20 protein-coding genes are annotated in these 18,453 nt (G+C 32.2%); 2 read left to right on the top strand and 18 right to left on the bottom strand.

Features of this window, described 5'->3' with window-relative positions; translation table 11 throughout:
- Positions 1–101 precede the first annotated feature (101 nt).
- The 17 genes from B5E95_RS06735 to B5E95_RS11070 all read right to left on the bottom strand — a co-directional run bounded on the left by B5E95_RS06735 (position 102) and on the right by B5E95_RS11070 (position 15,458).
- Complete coding sequence (locus tag B5E95_RS06735) at positions 102–1,112, bottom strand: acyltransferase family protein (RefSeq protein ID WP_162606879.1); 1,011 nt, start codon at positions 1,110–1,112, stop codon at positions 102–104.
- A 14-nt stretch (positions 1,113–1,126) separates the two neighbouring features.
- A complete protein-coding gene (locus B5E95_RS06730; RefSeq protein ID WP_087235938.1) occupies positions 1,127–2,578 on the bottom strand; it encodes a flippase in 1,452 nt (483 codons plus the stop codon).
- Between the two features lie 19 nt (positions 2,579–2,597).
- Positions 2,598–3,563: a glycosyltransferase family 2 protein gene (locus B5E95_RS06725; RefSeq protein ID WP_087235937.1), complete on the bottom strand. Its 966-nt coding sequence runs from the start codon at positions 3,561–3,563 to the stop codon at positions 2,598–2,600.
- Positions 3,544–4,482, bottom strand: a complete 939-nt coding sequence (locus B5E95_RS06720; RefSeq protein ID WP_087235935.1) for a glycosyltransferase family 2 protein — start codon at positions 4,480–4,482, stop codon at positions 3,544–3,546. Before B5E95_RS06720 ends, B5E95_RS06725 begins: the two co-directional genes overlap by 20 nt.
- Positions 4,483–4,485: 3 nt before the next feature.
- Positions 4,486–5,223, bottom strand: coding sequence for a capsular polysaccharide synthesis protein (locus B5E95_RS06715; protein ID WP_087235933.1), 738 nt, complete (start codon positions 5,221–5,223; stop codon positions 4,486–4,488).
- A 232-nt stretch (positions 5,224–5,455) separates the two neighbouring features.
- Positions 5,456–6,604 (bottom strand): hypothetical protein, encoded by a 1,149-nt coding sequence (locus B5E95_RS06705; protein ID WP_087235929.1) that lies wholly within the window; start codon positions 6,602–6,604, stop codon positions 5,456–5,458.
- Positions 6,601–7,530 carry a capsular polysaccharide synthesis protein gene (locus B5E95_RS06700; protein WP_087235927.1) on the bottom strand — a complete coding sequence of 310 codons (930 nt, stop codon included), beginning with the start codon at positions 7,528–7,530 and terminating at the stop codon, positions 6,601–6,603. The genes B5E95_RS06705 and B5E95_RS06700 overlap by 4 nt, the downstream gene beginning before the upstream one ends.
- A gap of 25 nt (positions 7,531–7,555) precedes the next feature.
- Positions 7,556–8,647, bottom strand: a complete 1,092-nt coding sequence (locus tag B5E95_RS06695) for a glycosyltransferase (protein ID WP_087235925.1) — start codon at positions 8,645–8,647, stop codon at positions 7,556–7,558.
- A 5-nt stretch (positions 8,648–8,652) separates the two neighbouring features.
- The gene (locus B5E95_RS06690) at positions 8,653–9,147 is read right to left on the bottom strand and encodes a glycosyltransferase (protein ID WP_087235923.1); all 495 of its coding nucleotides are present in this window, start codon (positions 9,145–9,147) and stop codon (positions 8,653–8,655) included.
- A gap of 12 nt (positions 9,148–9,159) precedes the next feature.
- On the bottom strand, positions 9,160–9,609 hold the full coding sequence (gene pssD, locus B5E95_RS06685) for a PssD/Cps14F family polysaccharide biosynthesis glycosyltransferase (protein WP_087235921.1): 450 nt from the start codon (positions 9,607–9,609) through the stop codon (positions 9,160–9,162).
- A 13-nt stretch (positions 9,610–9,622) separates the two neighbouring features.
- Positions 9,623–10,747: a glycosyltransferase gene (locus B5E95_RS06680; RefSeq protein WP_087235919.1), complete on the bottom strand. Its 1,125-nt coding sequence runs from the start codon at positions 10,745–10,747 to the stop codon at positions 9,623–9,625.
- A 2-nt stretch (positions 10,748–10,749) separates the two neighbouring features.
- On the bottom strand, positions 10,750–11,400 hold the full coding sequence (locus B5E95_RS06675) for a sugar transferase (protein ID WP_162606878.1): 651 nt from the start codon (positions 11,398–11,400) through the stop codon (positions 10,750–10,752).
- Between the two features lie 118 nt (positions 11,401–11,518).
- Positions 11,519–12,289, bottom strand: a complete 771-nt coding sequence (locus B5E95_RS06670) for a tyrosine-protein phosphatase (protein ID WP_087235915.1) — start codon at positions 12,287–12,289, stop codon at positions 11,519–11,521.
- Positions 12,290–12,291: 2 nt separating this feature from the next.
- On the bottom strand, positions 12,292–13,080 hold the full coding sequence (locus tag B5E95_RS06665; protein ID WP_087235913.1) for a CpsD/CapB family tyrosine-protein kinase: 789 nt from the start codon (positions 13,078–13,080) through the stop codon (positions 12,292–12,294).
- 15 nt (positions 13,081–13,095) lie between these two features.
- Complete coding sequence (locus B5E95_RS06660) at positions 13,096–13,974, bottom strand: YveK family protein (RefSeq protein ID WP_087235911.1); 879 nt, start codon at positions 13,972–13,974, stop codon at positions 13,096–13,098.
- Positions 13,975–13,985: 11 nt separating this feature from the next.
- Complete coding sequence (locus B5E95_RS06655) at positions 13,986–15,047, bottom strand: LCP family protein (protein WP_087235909.1); 1,062 nt, start codon at positions 15,045–15,047, stop codon at positions 13,986–13,988.
- A gap of 282 nt (positions 15,048–15,329) precedes the next feature.
- Positions 15,330–15,458 carry a hypothetical protein gene (locus B5E95_RS11070; protein WP_272867350.1) on the bottom strand — a complete coding sequence of 43 codons (129 nt, stop codon included), beginning with the start codon at positions 15,456–15,458 and terminating at the stop codon, positions 15,330–15,332.
- Positions 15,459–15,742: 284 nt separating this feature from the next.
- On the opposite strand from B5E95_RS11070, the gene hflX reads away from it, so the two are divergent.
- Together hflX and B5E95_RS06645 are read left to right on the top strand one after the other, a co-directional pair.
- Positions 15,743–17,008 carry a GTPase HflX gene (gene hflX / locus B5E95_RS06650; protein ID WP_087235907.1) on the top strand — a complete coding sequence of 422 codons (1,266 nt, stop codon included), beginning with the start codon at positions 15,743–15,745 and terminating at the stop codon, positions 17,006–17,008.
- Positions 17,009–17,029: 21 nt separating this feature from the next.
- A complete protein-coding gene (locus B5E95_RS06645) occupies positions 17,030–18,043 on the top strand; it encodes a CAP domain-containing protein (protein WP_087235905.1) in 1,014 nt (337 codons plus the stop codon).
- A gap of 289 nt (positions 18,044–18,332) precedes the next feature.
- Here the strand turns inward: B5E95_RS06645 and B5E95_RS06640 are convergent.
- A partial coding sequence (locus B5E95_RS06640) for a zinc ribbon domain-containing protein (protein WP_143437563.1) occupies positions 18,333–18,453 on the bottom strand: 121 nt, incomplete at its 5' end.

The following is an 18,453-nucleotide window of genomic DNA, read 5'->3' as shown; positions in this document are numbered from 1 at the left end:
CAGTAACTAGGACGGTTTTTAAGTACACTATTTTATTTGACGCTTACAAAACTCCATCAATCTCCTCAGAGATTAACAGAGTTTTTACACAATTAGAACTTTTACACCATATAACTCCAAAACTTCCATTGTGTTTTAATCTTAATCCACTTGTACAATAAATAGAATATATATGAACTAACTACAATAAATACAAATCCTATTAAATTAATTCCCAGGAATTTAATATTAGTAATATGCATGAACTTGCCCCATATTACTAATCCCCATTGCTGTGCGCAATAAAGAAAAGTACTAAAATTTCTAATATTAATTATGTTGCCTATGTTTGGTTGCCATCTAATAGCGACAAGACTACCAGCTAAGGCCGTTGGTGCCGTAGTAAATACTTCTTCAGAATTAATTATGCCGCCTGATATTTTAATTACAAAGTTTTCAATTAAAAACAAGACCAATAATGCCCCAAATATCCAGAGGTATCGTTTAAAGGAATAATCATTAATCTTATCTTTAAACTTAGCAAATAGCATCCCAATGTAAATATAAATCATTACTCTAGGGAAACCATATGTACCTAAGGTTGACCAGTGAGTTAAGTATCCATATCCATTGGCACAAATAAAGTAAAACTCAATAATTACACACAAGATACCTAAAATTATTAGATTTTTTCTTAATAGATAGAAAACGCCGATAAATATTGGTAATGCCATAAACATTGCAATTAAATACCAAGAAGGGCCCCATCCATTCGCATTAGACGGTACCGGATAAAAGAAATCAAAGATATACAGTAATACTGATTTAATGGTTATCGTCCCATTATTAATCATCATGAATTTTATTATTGCAAAAGGTATATAGAAAACTTCCCAAGTAAGGAACAACAACCCTAAACGCACAAGAAATTTCTTAATATAATTTTTTTGTTGAATACTACTACTTAATCTAAAATAATGTTTAAAAAAGAAGAAACTTGAAATTATCACAAAAAATGGGACACCCAAGCGTCCCAATATATCAAAGAATTTAATTTCTGTATGAATAGCGACAACTCCTAATGCCGCCGTTAATTTAAATACATCTATTCCCTTATACAATCTTGGGTTCACGTTATAAACCTCTTTCAAAAAATATTCTTAACTTTATTTAAAATACTTTTAGCTATCTCATTCTTTAATATAAGTAAAATAATGCCGTAAGTAATTACAGATAATATAATTGAAAAAATAGTTTTTATAATCATAGATTGGATAATACTATTGCATAATAAACATATTACGATTATTCCAATACACCCCACAGCCGATGTAATAAAATTTTTCCAAAAGTACTTTGATTTAAATACATCACTAACCAAATCTTTAGAAAAATAAAAATTTGAAATAAACATACTTGCTTCTGCCAATACAGTAGAAATAGCAGTTGCATTTTCATCCCACAAAGGTATAAAAACTAAATTAAATACGATATTTAAAATAGCACTTATAGTCATGCTTATTAATACATTTTTTTCTCGCTTAGCTGGTATTAAAACACAATCACTTAAGATCCAAGCTAAAATAGAAAAAATATAAGCGAAACAAAGGATTTGTAGTGAACTAACTGATCTTATGTAATTCGGTCCTGAAATCGTCAAGATAACTTCTTTTGCCAACATAAATAATCCTACAGAAGCAGGTAAAGCTAAAACTAATAACGTATTAGTTAACTTGGAAAGAATGTTTTTATATTCTCTAATCCTATGATTTCCAAATAACATAGCTAAACGTGGTATTGTAACAAGTAATAAAGCAGAAATTAGAGTTTTTACTACTCCATATACTTTAGAAGAGACGGCGTATATACCAACTATATAATTCGTTTTCATCAATCCTAATAATGTAATATCGGAATTGAGATAAATCATATTAGCAATACTTGATGCAAAAAGAATTAAAATAGGTACTATATGTTTTTTCCAATTAAAATTAAAGGTCAAATGAATATTACAATATTGGCGAGCATGTATAAAATTTAAAAAGTTAGAACCCACAGTTGAAAAAACCGTTATAGCTGCATATTTTAAATAATCTTGTTTTCCTTTTACAAAGACAAATAGTAAAACAATAGAAAGTATTTGAAAGAATATACTTCTAATAGTTATATACGTATAATCCTCATAAATTTGATAAATCCATTCAGTACCAATAGTAGTAAAAATGATCTGTAAGCTAAAAATTAAAATACATAATAAATAAACATGCAGTTGTGAGAAAAGTACTAAACATATAAATAGTAATACGTATGCTATCAATGTTGAGCAAATATTAATTGTGAAAATTTCACTAGAAAATTGTGTTATTTTCCCTTTATTATTACGATATTTTGCGCCTTCTCTTATGGCATATGTATTTATTCCTAAAGCAGCAATAAGAAGAAAATAACTAATAAAGGAATTGGAAAAATTATAGATACCCATTCCATCGACTGTTAATTTTCTTGAAACATATGGAAAAGTTATCAATGGGAACAAAATATTCAATACACTTCTAAGACTATTAAGAAACGCATTCAATGCCAAAGACTTATGTTTCATATATTTTCTCCCCAAATTACTAAGCAGACTTTTTTAAATTTGTTAGTTTACGTATAAAATTAAATATGATTTTGCAATGCTTAAAGGTAAATAATTCAATATAAAATCTATTTCCTAATTCTTTTTGATCATAATTACAATTACTAATTATCTTATTTAATTCTGCATTTAAATTAGAATCGGTATTAAACTTTTCAACCTTAGCATCATATAGGAAATGCATACCTTCTATTATTGTTACTTTTTGCAATTTAAATATTTCAGTAGGATATTTTTCACGGAAGAAATTGTACATATCTACTAATGCTTTTATCCTATCTTCTCTATTATTCAAATTAATTGTATATACTATACTTCCTTGCCTTTGTCTATATAAGTACAAAATCTGTTCCGTTATAGCGATTTTACTTGCAGCATTATACAATCTATAAGTTGTTGCCATATCCTCAAAATTTTGATTTACTGGATATTTAATATCTTTAAATAAATCTTTTTTATATAATTTATTCCATGCATAACAAGAATATTTATCTTCTCCTAAACTTTTAAAAGCATTTTTTTTAGTAATACATTTAATCCCTGAATTTATATTATTCAAAAACTTAATATGATCTTTAAATTTCTTATATCTAAAGATCAAGATATCAAATTTATAATTTTTAATAGCATTAGTTAAAAAAGCTATATAATCTTTCGTTACTATATCATCACTATCTAAAAATAATATCCATTTTCCATTAGCATAATTTAATCCTGTATTTCTTGCCCCTGATAAACCTTCATTTTTTTGGTGAATTGTCCTAATATTCTCGTACTTATCACTATATTTATCACAAATAATATCACTACCATCTGTTGATCCATCATCTACCAAAATCACTTCTACATCTTTTTGATTTTGTACAAGTATTGATATCAAACATTTCTCTAAATATTGTTTCACATTATATACAGGTATAATTATACTAAAGTTTATTTTTTCCATTAATCCTCCAAATCAAGTATCCTATAGCATCTTTTCTTACACGTAAATTAAATGTGGTAAATAAAACACCAATTACATTTTTATCACAGAATGATTTTAACCTCTTATAAGATCTATAATATTCTTTTTGAGTTTTAGGCGTAGAATCTGCAAATTTTTCAATTTCACTTTTGTATAGTTCAAATATGAATACTTTATTATATTTTTTAAATTTTTGAGGTACAGAAGCCTGGATATTTTCACTTTGTTTAAAAACTTCTAAATTATGCGAATTATAATCTTGACCTCTGCCACTTAAAGAATTTAAACGTATTGTATATTTATAACAAGCAAAAGAAGCATGTACTAATTTGTGTGACTTTAATAAAGTTTCTAAAAAGAAAATACCATCTTCCCCATAACTAATAGATGATATGAATCTAATATTTTTTAAAATATTCTTATTATATGCTTTTCCACCAGCATATCCTGATATTGTTTTACAATTCAGAAAATATTTGATTGCTTTGTCATGATTAAATACTTTTATTTTATTTCTATATTTATCTTGCTTTTCACTAATATGGATATTTCCCTCAATTATATCTGCATTTTCCATTTGAAAAATTCTATAGTAACTTGATAAAGTATGCGGTGGTAACTCATCATCGCTATCCAAAAATAAAATATATCTTCCTTTTGCTTTATCTAATCCTAAATTTCTAGCATATGATACACCTTTATTTTTTTGACTATATACTTTTATCCTCCCATCGTTTCTAGCAATTTTCTTAATTATTTTTAGAGAATTATCCGTAGATCCATCATTTACAGCTATAACTTCAAAATTACTTTCATCCTGATTAATTACACTATGCAGAGTATTTTCAATATATTTTTCAGCATTATATACAGGAACTATAATTGAAAAAAGTATCATTTTTTACAATTGTCCTTCTACTAATTTTCTATAAACAGTAGTTTTACCACTTGGTGTTGAAAGCAAATACTTTTCATGAAAATTCAATTTATTGAATAAATTTTTATCCAAAATAGGTTTAACCTTATTAGATGTATATTCATCATTAAGTATCTTAACCAACCGCAAAACATCTTTTTTCTCAAAATAATATTTATCAATTAATTTCTTTAACCATTTATTTTTTGAAACAGCAATATTAAATACATTCTCTATTAACAGATAGTTAATTAAATCATCTTCAGTTTCAAAATAGCTCAATAACATATCTCTACAAAAAGAAAATAAAGCTTTCGATTTAGATGAATTATTACTCCCCATTATAAAAGTAGAAATTTTACCAGTTATATCAGAATAATCTGCTTCTTTTCTAACAACTGTATAAAAGTCTTTTTCAAATATACTATCGGGAATTTTTTTAGATACAAATACTGTAGCATCAAGCCACAAACAATTGTATTGGCTCAATAAATAACACCTTATTAAGTCCGCTTCCATTTGTATAGGAAATTCTTTGGATTGAAACTTATATTGCAATTTATCCGAAAAAGATGGGATCCAATTAAACAAGTTGTTATTATCCAAAATAACAACTTCGTGTCCGTTACTATTTTTTCTTACGCTATTTATACAAGCTTTTACTAATTGAGGAGCATACTCTTCTCCTTGAAACCATAAAATAAAAATTTTTCCTTTTTTCATGTTTATTTTTCAAAATATTTATCAATAATATCCGAATAATTTTTTCTTAAATATTTATCTATTAACATATCTTTTTGGCGTGTAATTATATGTTCAAACTTAGTATTACTCCGATGACAACACAAAATAATAAATTCTAAAAGAGTATATTTGAATCCATATCTTTTTATTCTTTTATATTTGAATATATCTTTTGTTCTTATACAAAAAGTTTTAATTAAATTCAAGAGATTCATTGCTTATTATCCTCATTTATATACCCAATAGTTATATAAACAACTATCCAAAAGAAAGTTATATCCAACCAATGTGACGTTAGCATTTCCAATAAAATAAAAATTATGATCAAAAAGTTATAAAGCGAATTTTTGGATAATTTTAATAAAAATAAGATAGTAGCTACTATTGCAATATAACCCATTTCTAAATACATTATTGGTAAATCCATTTCTGGATTTTGAAAAGGGACATTAATGATAGAAAACAATCCCATTTTAGGAAAAACTGCTTTATAAATGTTTTGAAACATCCAGGTTCTACCCATTGTAAAATCATTTAGATTCATGCCAAATAAGTTATAAACAAAAGTACTACTTTTTATTCCGATATTTAGTTGTATAAAATATACTACTAAGACAAAAAAAAGAATTCCTGCTATATATTTAATCCAACTCTTTATCTTCTTATTCCTCCAAGTAAAACTTACTACCATTATAAGAATAGAATAAAAGAACATTAGTCTCTTATAAGTTAAAAGCACATAAATAATACTTAATATTAATGGCCATTTTTTCTTTCTAAAGTATCCAAAAAATAAGCATAAAGACATAGCGGTAGGAGAAAAATAATTAGATTCCATCTCTGAACCAGTCGAATTTGACAAAGAAAGTGTAAAAATCTCACTGAAATTAAAATGACCTGCTCTTATCTCATCAACTAAGAAAATCAGGAATGATATTACCAAAAAGTATTCAAAAACCTTATAAATTTGTTCCTTGCTAATAGAATTTGATATCAAATAAGCAAATATTATTGGAAACATAATTCTGGAAAATCCTATTATAAAAGGAGCAGAATTCCATGTATTATTTTTTATCATCCAATATATTGAAATAAGTATTAAACATAGATACCAATAAAACACATCTTTTAATTCAAACAAGAGATAATCAGTTTTATTCTTAGAGCATATATATTGTATAAAAAATACACAAAATACAATTCCCATTATTGAGAACTTAATCTTACTAAACCCTTGATATCCATTATCTCTCAAACCATTATCTACAGATTGGGCTATTAATAATAAGGCAAATAATAAGGATAATAAAAAAGTATTTTTAATATTTCTTTTATCTACAAAATTGGTTTCATAATTCATTTGAATTCTCTTCCCGATATAATTTGATTATATAGCGTATTAGGGCTGTCTATAAAATTCATTTTATAAGTAAGCTTATACATATATGTATTTGAACTTGTTAATATTGGTTGAACTTGAGATATATCTGTATTTAAAAAAGATGTTAATTTAAACACGTTTTCATTATTCTTAGGAACGTTTTTTATTTCTTGCATTATTTTTCTACTGTTTTCATAAGCTATATTTATCAGGTAGTCAAATAATATATAATCAATAAACAAATTATATTTATTACTATAGAGATCAAAAGATAATCTAAGAAAATTCATCAATTCATTTCCAGCTTTGGACTCCAGAAAAAAAGTTGTCCATCTTCCATGAGAAGGATCATTTGTATATTTTCCAGTTTTAATAGTAAAAAAATCTTTATTAAAAATATTATCGCTAATAGTTTTAGTACTTAAAATAGTTGAATCTACCCATACTCCACCATAAATATATAGTAAATTAACTCTATATACATCTGAAAAATGTGTAATACTAATGCTTCCGTTATTCAAGTTAGTTATTATTTTAGAATCAACATGTACATATTTTTGATAGTTTTCTTTTGTTATAACAATTACATCTCTAGTTGGATTGTTTTTTCTTAATTCTCTTATACAAGCCTTTACTATACTTGGAGCATCATTCAGTCCTTGCCACCACATTGTCCAAATAACAGAATTCTTTTTTATATATTTATTTATTGGTTGTATTGATTGAGATTTAACTTTTTTTAAATCTTGTATAACATTTTTATATAAAAATTCTTTTATAACCTTTTCATTATATAAGGAAAGTTTCTTGCTCAAATAACTGTAATTATTATAAAAAGGTTTTCTTATAGCTTTAACTAAGAATATTTTTAAGCCAAAGCTTTTTATATAAGATTTAACATTCATTTTACTTTCCCTGATAGTTTAATCACTAATTGTTCAACAAATTTTGATAATACTCTATTAAAGTTTCAGCGTTACTTTCGCTATCATATCCTCTTTTTTTCAATGCTTGAGAATAAATTTGTGATTGCTTTTTTCTTTTTAATAAATCGATTTTTTCTTCTTTTATTGATTGAATCCATTCTTTACTTTTCTTTAAACTCAGATATTTTACCTTTCCATTAATATTAGTCTCCTTAGAAACCTTGTTTGACACAATAGTATCCAACCCATTAGCCATGGCCTCAATTAACGTAAATGGTTGTCCTTCAAAGCGAGAAGGTAAGGCAAATATATCTAAGACATTTAAATAGTTATTAACATCATTAACAGAACCCAGAAATTTTATTTGTTTTTCTAAATGATTATTTTTGACTAATTGTTCATCTTTCTCCATATTTGTGCCTACCCCAATCAATATTAATTTATATTTTGACTCAGACGTTTTTGAAAAAAGATTAATCAAAAATTCTTGATTTTTTTGAAAATTAAAATAACCTACATTCCCAATAATAATATCTTCTGAAGTATAGCCTAGCTTACGACGAAGTTCATTTCTCTTCAATTCGTTAAACTGAAAATCTTTTAAAAATATTCCATTGGGTATTACTTTAAAATTCTTATTTTGAAAAAGCCACTCTCCTGCAGCGTTATTACAAGCCAATCTATCAGTTACAGTAGCTTCAAATAAAGGTCTTAACATTCTATTAATTACAGGATGCTCTGTAGTCGTATTATGACTGTGCGCTATTCTAACCTTAACCCCTGCTAATTTAGCCGCCAATAATTCTAATGCCATAATTGTGCTACTGCCATTAACATGAATAATATTAATATTATTTTGTTTAATATAGCTTTTTAAATTTATTACATATTTAAGTGGATGCCGTTTTCGGTTATTAAATTCGACAAGATTAATTTTTAAATCATTTAGATCCTTTTTTATTTCGTCATTAGCTTTCTCCGGAGATGATATCTCTACATCTATTCCTTTATTTTTTAATACCTCAGCAGTATTTATAATAAAACGAGATATACCATTAGTGTCTAATTTAACTGTACTTACAAGTAATACTTTCATATTTTTTAAAACAATCCATCAACTATTTGTTCTAACTTTTCATTAAACTGCTTATTATTACTACTTTCACCATGATTCTTAGTATTAGCAATTTCACCATAACCATCAATTATCTTCTTCAAATCACCAATATCATAAACTGGAATAATATTATTCATTCTTTCAGAAATTAATTTTGTAAAATCCATTTGGTGATTATTTACATGTTCATGAAATCTCTCTTGACGAGGGACAACAATAGGTACCTTTCCATATTGAAGTGCTTCAATAAAACTAGATGGACCACCATGCGTTATAACAATTCGAGCATCTCTTAAAGCTTGTTGCATTTCGTCAAATGACATCATTTTGTGAGCTTCACAATGTTTAGGTACATATGTACTAAAGCCAGTTTGAACAATAACTTTTTCTTTTATATCGCCATCAGCTACTAGATCATCGACTTTTTTAATTAATCTATTAAAGGGCTGCTCATGCGTACCAACAGTAACAAAAATCATCAAATCACCTAATTAAAAGATACTTCCTAAGTTAATTGCTTTAGGATAGACTTTCTTCATTTCTTCCCATTCAACAATAAATCGATCAGTAATAGGATATACTAATTTACCAGTCAACGTTGGTTTATCATAACGATCAAATACCTCAATATAAACTGTTTTAGCACCTATCAATTTACCGATATAGAAAAATGGAACTGCTACCGCAGCTCCACTTGAAATAATTAAATCAGGTTTTTCTTTACGGAGCACTTTAATAGCTAAGAAAGTATTCTTAATTAGATTCTTGAGATTACGATTAGTAGGATAATAACATCCATACATCCTTTCACCTTTAAGCTTGCTTCGAGCATCTTCCTTATCAAAAGTTACCCAAAAACGATCCTTATTTTTCCAAAAAGGCTTTAACATGTATAAATGTGTTAAGTGTCCACCACTAGAACCAACTAAACAAATTTTCATAATATTTCCTCTGTTAAATGCAATCTAATTTGCTCATCTGACCATCAAAATTAATCTTTTCTCTGAGTACATTTGCTTTAATTTCATTTTTCAACTTATCATTTTGGTATAATTCTTCAATACTTCTAAATAAACTATTTTCATCAAAATGAGCCACTATTCCATTCTTTTTATCTGTTATTTGTTCCTTAAAAACAGGCAGATTCGAAACTATAATTGGTTTATCTAATGCTCTAGCTTCTAATACCGATAATCCATATCCTTCATGCCTTGAAAATTGAATATATATATCACAATTTTTTATATATGGATATGGATTATCTCGTCTTCCCAATAAAATAAAATTATTACTTAAATTTAATTTTTTTATTAATTTTTCTAATTTATACCTATCTTTGCCATCACCTATAGCAAACCACTTAAACTTGATCTCTTTGTCACATAATTTTTTAGCAGCCTTGATTGATACGTCATATCCTTTTTGCTCAGTCAATCTTCCAACTGTTACAATATTAAATGTATTTTTTGTGAATTCTGTAGGATAAAATTCTGTAGCTTTTTTTCTAATATTTTCTATGTCTATTACATTATAAAAAACATCAGCTTTTTCTTTATATTGAGGATATATATTTGTAAATGTCCTTTTTATTGCTTGGGATACGCCAAATATTTTGTCATAAACATCAAAATATTTATCCACATTTATTATCCATGGCATTTTTTCGTCATGAAGCCAAAATGCTTTTTTATTTGCCTTAACATTTAATGCAACAAAGGCAGTAGTAAATGATCCATAACCATAAAAATCAATTGCCATATCATAATTTGGTAAACATGGCATTTTACAATGCATGGCTAAATAATCATAAATTGGGAAATATTTATTTAATTTGATTTTTTTTATTATCTTTCCAGGCAATGCATACATTGAAGCAAATAAATAATAAAATTTATTATCAAATTTTATATACTTAATTTTGATTTTTTTCTTTAAACGATATCTATACTCCATATCTTTATCTAAAAGAAGTAAAGTTACGTCAAATTTGCTTTCATCCAAATGATTTAAAAATTCAATAAGTGCGACTTCAGAGCCACCACCGCCTAATGATTTAGCAACTACAAGTAATTTTTTCATAATTAATACGCTCCATTAGGATGAATAACCACCCCAATAGTCTTAATAATCAATTTCAAATCTTCCCACAAACCAGAATGGTTGATATACACGATATCAAGCCAAACCATCTCGTCAAAGTCAGCTTCATTACGCTTGGTAACTTGCCATAACCCTGTGCAACCCGGCATCACAAGCAATCTCTGCTTATCATAATCGGTATACTCTTCTACTTCCGATGGTAGAGGCGGACGTGGTCCAACAAGAGACATATCACCGATTAACACATTCCAGAGCTGTGGCAACTCATCAAGACTATATTTTCTAATAGTATGCCCAATCTTAGTAATTCTTGGATCATCCTTAATCTTGAACATTGCACCTTCAATTTCGTTTTGATCTTCCAGTTGATCGATCATCTGATCGGCATTAACCACCATGGAACGAAATTTCCACATTTTGAATGGCTTTTCATTCTTTCCAATTCGTTCTTGTGAATAGAATGCTGGTCCACCATCTTCATGTCTTATTTTTATTACTAAAAATAAAAATAATGGAGATAGTAAAACTAACCCGCTTGCACTTGCGATAATATCAAACAATCTTTTCACTGCGTGATAAACATACCGCCCATGTACTTTAGCCGGATTAACTTTTAGTTTCTCCATTACCATCATTTTCCTCTTACCCTCAATGTCGTATATTTATAGTACTTTTCTGTAAAATAAACACTCTTTTTGATTAATATAGCACAAATCTGCAGTTACTGGCACAAATCTGCAGATTTGCAGATTAAAATAGCCAGAATTTTTTCTTTTTGCCAAGTGGTCGCCAATCTAGTTGCACATTGTCCCCATTTACAAATGCGCGAGCATTATCTTGATATTGCTGAGTAAGATCACTCCCAAATTCTTTACTCAGCTTTTTTAATGCTTCACTATATTGGTATTGTCTTCTTGGCAAATCGTGTGCATCCGAAGCGAAGCAAGCACATTGGCCTGCTTCGATAAACTCGCGTGACATTTCTTCAATTTTCTTGCCAAAAGTTCCCACATAAGAACTAGCAGTAATTTGCACTAAGCATCCCTGCTCAATTAATTCTTGCAAGATAGTCGGCTCTTCTAGGATCTTATTATTACGTTCTGGGTGAACTACAACTGGTGTAATGCCGCGTTGCATTAACTTAAAAACCATGTCTCGCGTATAAGCTGGTACATCATCACTTGGAAACTCCAATAACATGTATTGTCCTTCTTCATCTAAAAAGAGGATGTCATCATTATCTAGTGCATCAGGTAAATCGCCTGAAATACGCACTTCTTGCCCAGGAAATACTGTTAATGGAATCTTTGCTTCATCAAGCATATCTTGAAAGTTCTCAGTTAACCGAATCACGTCTTTTTTATGATTAATGTATTTACCATTTAACGTATGTGGTGTACACACCGCATGTGTCACACCATCTTTTACGGCATCCCTTGCCAACTTAATTGATGTTTCCCAATCTTTTGATCCATCATCAATCCCCGGCAAAATGTGACAGTGAATATCAACTAAAGTCATAATTACTTCCTAAATTTAGAGAACAATCCTTTTTTCTTTGTATCTTCTTCTCCGTAGCCATAACCATAGCCATAGCCGTATCCGTAACCATAGCCATAACCCGCATTATCAGAACTTACATCATTCATGATGTAACCCAAGATACGTGCCTTTGCAAATTCAAGCATTTCAACAGCACGCTTAATGGCCATCTTTTGCGTCTTACCTTGGCGAACTACTAAGACAACCCCATCTAAGTGACTAGCAAGTTCTTGTGTATCAGATACTTCAAGAACAGGAGCCAAGTCGATAATAACCAAATCATAGCGTTCTTCGGTAAGTTTAACAAAGTCACGCATACGCTTAGAACCAATCAGTTCTGCTGGGTTAGGTGGCATCGGACCAGCCGTTAACACGTAAAGATTATCTACGCCACTCTCTTGTACTATACTATCAAGATCAACTTCCTTAGCAGTTGAAGAGATAACTGTACTAAGACCAACATGATTACTTAAGTTAAATGTTGAATGTACTGTGGGTCTACGTAAGTCAGCATCAATCAACAAAACTTTACGTCCAGCTTGAGCATAAGTAACAGCAACGTTAGCAGCTACAGTAGACTTACCTTCACTAATATTAGCAGAAGTAAATGCTAAAGACTTAATGTCATGATCCACTGCCATAAAGTTAATATTAGTACGAACAGTACGGAATTGTTCAGCTATTGGACTCTTTGGCTTAGCTACAGTGATTAACTTAGCACCATTTTTAATGGTATCATCTGTACCACGCTTTTTCTTAAATAATGGCATTTTGTCCTCCTACTCTTATACTCTACGTCTCTTAGATTGTCCGCGCTTTGTCATATTGGAATTGTTTTTAATAGTAAATGAAGATGACAAGTGGAAGTGAGCAATTTGACCTAAGTTAGTTAAGCCTAATTCACGAGTTAAGAATTCATCGTCACGGACAGTGGTGTTGGTCATTTCACGAATCATAATTACTGCGAAAGTTAATACCAAACCAATAACGAATCCTGCTAAGGTAAATAACTTAACATTAGGAAACGATTGTACACCATTAGTAGCTGGTGCAACGATTGTAACGTTATTAATGTTCATGATGTTAGGAATTTGATCTCTGAATGATCTAGCAACTGCGTTAGCTTCAGCCTTAGCCTTTTCAGGAGTATCTGCTTTAGCAGAAACAGAGAAAACTTGTGATTGTTGTTGTGTAGCAACTGAAATGTTTTTAGCTAATTGACTAGCGGAAACGCTATAAGCCTTACCATCACGTTCGATGACTGCTGGTTGTGCTTTTCTAACTAAGACTTTTCTACCATCATCAGTAGTTCTGTACTTAGCTGGTTTAGCCTTCTTGACCACTCTAACTGGGTTAGCCAAACGATCAGAAGCGTCTTTCAAGATTACATGACTAGTTACGATATCCTTATAGGTACTAACCAACTGCATGTTAGCTTGTTGCGTTGCATATGCCGCATTAGGATCATTCTTATTTGATTTTTGGTTAACTAAGATTTGTGCACTAGAACTATACTTTGGTGAAATAACAAAATTAGCAATTCCCCAACCTACTAATGCTAATCCTACACTCCAGAGAATCAATGCCCAGATATGTCTGCGGCAAAGTTGAAGCAATTGAGTAAGATCAATTGTATTATCAGTTTGCTTTTGTTCTTGTTCCATCTGTCTTTCCTTTAATTACGATTCATAACGTAGCTGTCCTTATTAGCCGCTACCTTTACTTTAGGCAATTCAAGAGCATCCCTAATCTTATCAGATACTCTTTGTCTTTCTTCCTTACTTACAACTTCAATTTCCATTAAGCCAAACTTAGGATTCATAGTTTGCTTACTTACACCTTGAGCATGGTCTTGACTCAAGTTATCAGTAGCCTTGCGGTAATCCATACCAATCTTGTACATCTGGTTCATAGTCAAGTCAGTCTGCATTTCATCAGAAATTGAATTCAAGAACTTAGAATTCAACAAGGTTGTCGGTGAAACAGACTTCTTAAGAAGCGCCATAATCACGCGACGGTCACGATCTTGACGACCATAGTCTTGACGTGGATCTCCGTGACGAAGTTGAGCAAAGGCTAATGCCTTTTTACCATTCATATGGTAAGTCTTACCTTCTTCGAAGTGGTAGCCCATATTATTGAACGTAAGTGGTGAAGTGACATCTATACCACCAACTTGATCGATTGCCTTCTTCAAGCCGCCCATATTAATCATGATATAGCCATCAATTGGCACACTATAGTATTTATCAAGAGTCTTAACAGTTTCAGCAACTCCACCCAAAGTATACGCTGAGTTCATCTTCGTCACCCCATATTGTGGGAAGTCCGGGAAGATTGCATTAGAGTCACGTGGAATAGAAATAATAGTCGTGCTATTCTTCTTTGGATTAATGGTCATCATCATCATGGTATCAGTTCTACCTTTCCAATGACGTCCCATAGCACCGGTATCTGTACCAAGAAGCAAAATATTGATTGGCTTCTTTTCATTCAATAGAGTATCTAAATTACGTCCCTTATTACTCTTGGTTTGTTTAGCAACAGGCGTATACATGTTTTGTGTGGTATCACGCAAATTCTTATAAATGTAACCACAAACAAAAAGTCCGATGACAATAATCACACCAATTACAATCCAGAATCCTCGCCAAAACTTGCGGTGGTGATGGCGATGATGGTGGTGACGGTGATGATGATGCATCGGTTTTTGACTTTGATCATTATTATCTGACATATTTGTCCCCTTTTATAATCTTACAAATCCCTCCTATTATATACTCATAAACTGCATTTTGGCTAGGTAGAAAAGGGTTACAAATGAAGATATTGAGGAATTTGGCAGATTTTTCGGGGAATAAATGCGGATTTTTGTTGCTATTATTTTAGAATTCTAATTGATTTAATAAGCTTTTGTTATAATTGTGATTGGCATTTGTGCTCCTCCCAATATCCATTTTTGCATTAGGAGGTAATTATTTTGCAAGTATGGTAATCCTATTAACCGCCGTAGTTGCGCCTATTGTTGTGAATGCAGTGTCTCATGCTCTAGAGAAGCTGTTTGATGAGTGGCTAGATAATCGTCATCGCACAAGGCAGCACGATCAACGAAAGCGGAAAAAGCACAAACGCCGCTAGCCTTAGCCATTTACACAGAACTTTAATGTCCTAAAATTTGGTAAAAATAAAAAGTCGTTACTCTTTTGTCTACTTCGAGTAACGGCTTTTTTGCTCTTATTTTTTGATCAATTTTACAAATTGGTCAATCCTACTAAAGTTACTATAGCATGTTTAAAATATTTTAGCTACACATTTGCAGAGCTCATAATAGAAAACGACACGTTCTTGAATTCTCACTCATTCACCTTTTTTCCTTATTATAAGCAACTGTAATACAATATAGATATACAAACTAGATAACGAGGTGGACTCATGATCGATAATCAACCTAAAAAAATAAAAGCTTATATTGCGGGCGTTAATTTGAACGACCCTAACTTTGACTATTACATGACGGAGCTGGCCAACTTAACTGAGGCCGACAACATGGGGGTCGTGGGACAAAGTTACCAAAACGCCGAATCAATCGTTGCCGGGACTTACTTCGGTGTCGGCAAGATTAACGAAATCAGAACAATGGCCCAAGGCTTGAAGGCCAAGGTCTTAGTTTTAAACGATGAATTAACGCCGGTGCAAATCCGTAACCTTGAGAAGTTAACCAAGATGCGGGTCATCGACAGAACTGAATTAATTCTTGAAATCTTCGCTAGCCGTGCTCGCACTAAGCAAGCTAAGTTGCAAGTACAACTTGCTCGCTTGCAATACGAATTGCCACGCTTGCATCCCTCCGAAAACAACCTAGACCAGCAGCGTGGTGGTGGCTATTCCAACCGTGGTGCCGGTGAAAGTAAGCTGGAATTAAACCGCCGGACCATCGGCAAGCAAATTTCTGCCATCAAGAAGGAACTCAAGGCTGTGGCTAGTCAAGAAGAGATCAAGTCGGCTCGCCGTAACCAAAGCCGCATCCCTAAAGTCGCCCTTGTTGGCTACACCAACGCCGGCAAGTCAACCACGATGAATGGCTTGCTCAAGGAGTTCTCTGATGAAGGTAGTAATAAGGAAGTCTTCGTCAAGAACATGCTTTTTGCGACACTAGACACTAGTGTGCGCCGCATTGATCTCAAGGACAACTTCAGCTTTATCTTGTCTGATACTGTCGGTTTTATTTCAAAATTGCCCCACAACTTAGTTGAATCATTCAAGGCAACTTTGCAAGAGACTAAGGATGCGGATCTTTTAATCAACGTCGTTGATGCATCCGATCCTAACATGGTGCAGATGATCCGCACGACGCAGAGCGTTTTAGACGAGATCGGCGTTAAAGGCATCCCAATGATCACCGCCTACAACAAGGCCGACAAGACTGATCGCAATTATCCTCAGATCGAAGGTAACGACATTCTTTATTCCGCAATCGATCCTAAGTCGATCAAGATGCTGGCCGATTTAATCACCAAACACGTCTTCTCCAATTATGAAGAATTCAGCTTGCTCTTGCCGCTTTCTGCTGGTAAGGAACTGGCCTACTTACACGAAAACGCCCAAGTCTTAAGCGAAGACTACGAAGACGACGGCGTGCACATTCAGGCTAACATTGCGCCCGACGACCAAGGACGCTACAAACAATATTTGGTCTAGCTAGACTGGGAATTAAGAAAAATGAAGATCAAACGCAAATTGCTGGTCGCTGCGACTGCGATTATTGCCGCTTTTGGCATCAACACGACGACCACCCATGCTGCAAAATACTCCAAGACTGAGGCCAAACAAGTACGTCAGTTTCAAAAACGGTATCATGCCTTAAGCAAGGTTAAGTATAATAAGCAAAATATTTATGCACAGCAGCCAAACTTTGGCCTGCCTTTTTCAGCCGGGGGTTTAAATCCGTCCTACATCCCTGATACCATGAGCTACGTCAATTACTACCGCTCATTAGCAGGCTTGCCTACCGAATTGAATCATGCCGATGATAATTCACATGCCCAAATTGGTGCTGCTGCCTTAGCCGCAGTTAATGCTAAAAAAGACTTAAACGTCCACGGTTTACTAGGTTACACTCGGCCATTTTATTTCAATGAAACTGATTGGAATATCGCCGAAAATTCCACTTTGGGTAATGTTAACTTTTTAGAATCCAATAACGGCGCTACAGCGGGTGATATCGTCACGGACCTGATTCGCGAAGACAACAACATCGCTGGTAAGGGTAACATCGGCCACCGGGCCTTGATTTTGTCAGCTCGCGCAACCCGGATGGGCATCGGCGCCGCTTATGGTGATGGTTTCAGCAACAATGTGCTCTACTCCGTGCAAAACGGCTGGTTTGCGGACGACATTTTGCGTGATCCTGTTGTAGACACGATGGTTTATCCGGCTCGACGCGTCTTTCCATATGAATTAGTCGGTAAAAAGACGCCCTGGTCTTTCTCCACAACGAAGAAAATTACAGGAATACCTAAGATTTATATCACCGATATGACGACTAAGAAACGCTACCGTGCAACGCAGGTCCGTAATTTTGGTACGACTTTTTATGGCGATGGCTATACTACGACGATTACTTACCAACCTGGCAAGACTAAGTTGATTAATACTCATAAATATAAGGTAAAGATCGGTAAGTATTATACTTATACCTTTAGATTTTTCAGACAAAAAGGACATTTGAAGTAGAAAATGTAACTAATTTTACTGAAAATGAAAAGTGCAACAAAAAAGACAAGGAGAGATCCTTGCCTTATTTTGATTGTTCTTCGAATAAAACCGTAATTTGGTCAGAAGTCAACTACCCTAGACTGAAGTCTAGGGCTTAGTGGCTCGTTAGCTTACGCTAACCAGAACACCAACTTGCTTAGATACGGACTTGACTTACCAGCAATAGTCTTTTGACTATTGCCGATAGAGGTCGTCTAATTACCAAAGCCTTTTAAGTCCGCGAATTGCTAGCGGACTGCAGCCTAGCTTAGGCTGCCTCTTTTATTTTAGGATTCTGCCACTTGCCTAATCCTTTTTCTAAGATGTTCACGGCCGCATTCCAATCACGAATATGGTGCGTTCGACAGATTGGACAAGTCCATTCCCGA

The sequence above is a fragment of the Lactobacillus gallinarum genome (genome assembly GCF_002160635.1).
GTDB lineage: Bacteria > Bacillota > Bacilli > Lactobacillales > Lactobacillaceae > Lactobacillus > Lactobacillus gallinarum.
Note: the sequence above shows the minus strand (reverse complement) of the source record. Positions and strands in the feature narration are given on the sequence as shown.